Source organism: Mycobacterium sp. (assembly GCF_044342925.1).
Classification (GTDB): domain Bacteria; phylum Actinomycetota; class Actinomycetes; order Mycobacteriales; family Mycobacteriaceae; genus Mycobacterium.
Window position 1 is genome coordinate 1 of the sequence record NZ_JBIIOV010000219.1, and the last position, 4388, is coordinate 4388.

Genomic DNA, 4388 nt, shown 5'->3' on the forward strand with positions numbered 1-4388 from the left:
ATCACCAGAACGAAGAACCCGAAAACCGTTGCCAGCACCCGGATCCAGGTGGTCTCCGCCGACAGACCGGTGGTCTGGGTCAGCAACAGCAGCAGCGCGCCGAGCGGAACGATGAAGGTCCGCAACAGCCCGACCGGCTTGGCCAGGAAGTTTCCCCGACGCTCCAGCGCAAGCTGCACTTCGGTGAGCAGCACCAGGATCGCGGGCAGCGCGACGGCGACGATCACCGACCAGTAGAACCAGGGGGCGCTCACAATGGTCATTCGCGATCCGCCTTCGGCTCGCGATCCGCCTTCGGCTTCTCGCTCGGGATGGTCATTCGCGATCCGCCTTCGGCTTCTCGCTCGGGATGGTCATTCGCGATCCTCGGCCAGCCGCCAGGTCGGTTCCTGCTTGTCGCCGACCGCGACGGTCCCGGCGGAGGCGTAGCGCAGAGTGTCCCGGGTGGCCTCGTAGACGTCCTCGCTGACGTAGATGCCCGGCTGAGCCGACCCGCGTCGGATCTTCGACGCCAGGTGCACCGCACCGCCCCACAGGTCGTACACCAGGCCCGCACGGCCCACCAGCCCGCTGGTGACCGCACCGGAGTCGATCCCGGCGCGTAACGCGATGTTGTAGCCGCTTTCGGAGTTGAAGCGGTCGACGATCCGCTGCATCTCGATGGCGAAGTCCACGGTCCGGTGGATGTTGTCCAGGCGCGGAACGGTCAGCCCGCAGCTGGCCAGGTAGCCGTTGTGGGTGTTGCGCACCCGCTCCACACCGTGGCCGTCGGCCGCCGCGTCGAACTGGCGCACCAGCTTGTTGATGACCTCGAGGGACTCCTCGGCTTCGAGTTTGGCCGACATCTCGTCCAGACCGCCCAGGTCGGCGAAGATCACCGTGACGTCCTGGTGCTCCGCGGCGATGTTTTCCTCGCCCTCGCGGTAGCGCTCCACCACCGACTCGGGCATCAGCGACAGCAGCAGCCGATCGTTCTCCTCGCGCTGCTTGGTCAGCAGTGCTTCCTTGTCCGCGAGGTTTCGGCTCATGTCGTTGAATGCTGCTGTCAGGTCGCCGAACTCGTCGCCCGAAGTCACCGGCAGGCGCACGTTGTAGTCCCCGGTGCTGATCTGCTCGGCGCCCTCCTCCAGCCGTTTGATCGGGCGGACGAACAGCTTGGCCCACAGCATTGCCGCCAGACAGGCGATGAAGATGATCAGCGCGGCGGCCCGCACCAGCCGATGGGCGAAATTGCGCTCCGGGGCGAAGGCCTCGTCGGAGTCCACCGACGCCACGATGATCCAGTCCAGACCCTTCAGGTTCAGCGGCGCGTAGGCCTGCAGGGCGCGGTGGCCCAGATAGTCGGTGGCGATCAGCGTCCCGGTCTCGCCGCGCTGGGCGGCCTGAGTGGCCTTGGTGCCCACCGGCTGGACCAGCACCGTGGTGCCCTGTTTGATCGCCCGATCGGCAACCTCGGGCGAAGTGCCCGCGGCGATGACGTCCTCGCGGTAGGCCTGGGGATCCTCGAGGAAGGGCCGGGAATCCGAGCGCATCAGATCGTCTTTGCCGACCACGAAGGCCTCACCGGTGCTGCCCATCCCGGCCCGCTCCCACTGCCGGTCGGCGGTCATCAAGCTGTTGACCACCGAGGCCGGGTACTCGACGGCGAACACCCCGGCGGCGCGCCCCGGCGGACCGATGGCGACCAGAATCCACGCGGTCGGCTCGCCGGAGGGCAGGTATTCGGCGAAGTCGGTGCTGTCGACGTAGTCGATCTCGTTGGAGGCCATGGCTTTCCGGAACGCGTCGGGCAGCGCGCCTTCTCCCCGGTACGGACCGGTCAGCACGTTCTGTCCCAGCTCGACACCTTTGAGAGCCGAGTACACCACGTCGCCCTTGGCGTTGATCAGCATCGCGTCCCGGAAACCCAGCCGGGTGACGATCTTACGGAAATACGGGTTGTACCGGGCGTTGGCGGTCGACCAGGCGCTGCCGTCCTTGGCGTCGTCGGCGGACAGCGCCTTCTGCTGGTCGGGGAACGCGACCGTGTAGCGGGACTGCAGATACTTGGCCGCGTTTAGTAGTCCGTGATCGCCTTGTTCTGCGCCGGATCCACCGGGGCGTCGGCCAACTCGGTGAACGCGGCGCTGAACGCCGCCAAAGCACCGCTCACCATCTCGCCCTGGGAGTCGATGACGAGCGAACTGCTGAGGTCTGTGAGTCCCATTTCGAGCACCCGCGCCTGGGCTTCCCGGATTCCGGTCAGCCGGTCGAACACCGCCTCCCGCAGCGACGACCGACCGGACTGAAAGCCGATGCCGCCGGCGATCGCGGTGGCCAGCACGCTCATGGTGAGCAGCATCAGCATCAGCTTGGACTGAATGCTGACCCGTTCCAGAAGGCTGCGATTGGCCCGGCTGCGTTTGGCCCGGCTGCGTTTGGCCCGGCGGCGCCGCAACCGTTCGGCGAGGACCGACCGGGATTCCGGTGCGACCGCGTCCTGGCGGGCTTGGGGTGACATCGAATTCCTTTCGCGTGACCCCCGCGAGGGTAACTTGTCTCAGGTGTCCGACCCCCAACACCCTGCAGCGTTTCGTCGATGCGCCGGAACGGGCAGCCCGACAACCTCACTCGGGAACGGCTCAGCGGGGCGTGAGGATCATCCAGCCGTGTGCCGGAAGCGTCGCCGCGCCGAGGACCTCCGGCGGGGGGGCGCCGGACCCGGCCACCACCTGCGCCTGACGTCCGGTCAACTCGGCCACCGGCACGGTCATGGGTTCGTCGTCGACGTTGAGCGCGACGATCAGGACGTCGTCGCCGCGTCGCGTCTCGTAGACGTAGTTGCGGTTGGTCAGGTGTAGCGACGAGGTCCGTGCCTCGTGCAGCCAGGGGTGGCGGCGGCGCAGGCCGATGAGGTAGCGGTGCAGGTTGAGAACATCGCCGGCCGGTCCGTCCACCTCGCCGGGCGGCGCGGTGAACTCCGGTCGCACCGCGTCGTCACCGCCGGCCCGGTCCTCCTTGACTCCGCGGTAGCCGAGTTCGTCACCGGCGTAGATGCTGGGCACCCCGCCGATGGTCAGCAGCAACACCAGCGCCTGGGCCAGATGCTCGGCCCGCTCCACCTTGCTGGCGATGCGGGTGACGTCATGGTTGCCGACGAACGTCAGCGGCGCGAAGATGTCCTGAAAAGTGTTGTGCCGCTGCAGTGCCCAGTCCAGCTCGTGGAAGTTGCCGTCATTGAGACTGCTCCAGACGGCCTTCCACAGTTCGTACTGGGTCACCGAGTCCACCGCCGAGCCGTCCACGAACGCGGTGTAGTCGCCGTGGATCACCTCGGCGACGAACCAGGCGTCCGGATGGTTGGCCCGGACCCGGGGCAGGACCTGCGCCCAGAACGACTCCGGAACCGCATAGGCGGCGTCCAGCCGCCAGCCGTCGGCGCCGCGGCCCAGCCAGTGCGACATCACCTCGGCGGTGTAGTCGACGACGGCCGGGTTGCGGTGATTCAGGGTGATCAGGTCGCCGTGGCCCTCGAAGGTGTGAAACCTCCCCGGCCGCCCGCGGAACCACGACGCGGCGTCGGCGTCGCCGCCGATCGCCTGCCGGTAGCGGGGGAAGTCCGTGCCGACGTGGTTGAAGACGCCGTCGAGCAGCACCCGCAGGCCGCGCTGGTGCGCTTCGCCGACGAGCCGGTCGAAGTCGGTGTCGTCGCCCAGGCGCGGGTCGATGCGGTAGTGGTCGGTGGTGTCGTAGCCGTGGGTGCGGGAGGCGAAGACCGGACCCAGCGCGATTCCGGAGGCGCCCAGGCCGATGGCGTGGTCCAGCCAGTCCACCAGCCGACCCAGCCGGTGCTCGTCGGGTGCGGGCGGGTGTTCGGACGGGAAGGCTCCCACGAACCCCAGCGGGTAGACGTGCCACCAGATCGCGTGGCTCACCCAATCCGGCATGGGCACCAACTGTAGACACGGGCGGCGGCCGTCGAGCTTCTTTTGTTAACGTGCTCGTCGGCGCCGCATGCCGCGCGGTCCCTCGGGAGGAAAGCATGAGGATCACAACAAGATTGGCGGCGATCGCCGTGACCGTGTTGACAGCACTGGCCGGCTGCGCCGCCGAGGATTTCCAGCTGGACGTGGCCAAGCCGACGATCCGCATCGGCTACCAGGCATTCCCCACCGGAGATCTGGTCGTCAAGAACAACCGATGGCTGGAAGAGGCGTTGCCGGACTACACCATCGAGTGGACGAAGTTCGACTCCGGCGCCGCCGTCAACCGCGCGTTCATCGCCAAGCAGCTGGACTTCGGCACTGTCGGGTCCAGCCCGGTGGCCCGCGGCCTGTCGGCTCCACTGAACATTTCCTACAGCGTTGCCTTCATCCTGGCTGTGGCGGGCGAGAACGAAGCCCTGGTCG

The 4388-nt window shown here is 67.6% G+C and carries 1 protein-coding gene and 3 pseudogenes; 1 reads left to right on the forward strand and 3 read right to left on the reverse strand.

The window, feature by feature from the left end; all coding sequences use genetic code 11:
• The 3 genes and pseudogenes from ADBZ6I_RS16230 to ADBZ6I_RS16240 all read right to left on the reverse strand — a co-directional run.
• A pseudogene (locus tag ADBZ6I_RS16230) lies at positions 1–263 on the reverse strand (hypothetical protein); the annotation flags it as partial.
• 90 nt (positions 264–353) lie between these two features.
• Positions 354–2500: pseudogene (locus ADBZ6I_RS16235) on the reverse strand (adenylate/guanylate cyclase domain-containing protein).
• A 121-nt stretch (positions 2501–2621) separates the two neighbouring features.
• A complete protein-coding gene (locus ADBZ6I_RS16240) occupies positions 2622–3926 on the reverse strand; it encodes an alpha-amylase family protein (protein ID WP_526385653.1) in 1305 nt (434 codons plus the stop codon).
• A 95-nt stretch (positions 3927–4021) separates the two neighbouring features.
• Here ADBZ6I_RS16240 and ADBZ6I_RS16245 point away from each other — a divergent pair.
• Positions 4022–4388, forward strand: a pseudogene (locus ADBZ6I_RS16245) (glycine/betaine ABC transporter substrate-binding protein); the annotation flags it as partial.

Bases quoted from the DNA above. Each gene is read 5' to 3' on its own strand.
- ADBZ6I_RS16240 (WP_526385653.1), bottom strand. From the start codon at position 3,926: ATGCCGGATTGGGTGAGCCACGCGATCTGGTGGCACGTCTACCCGCTG.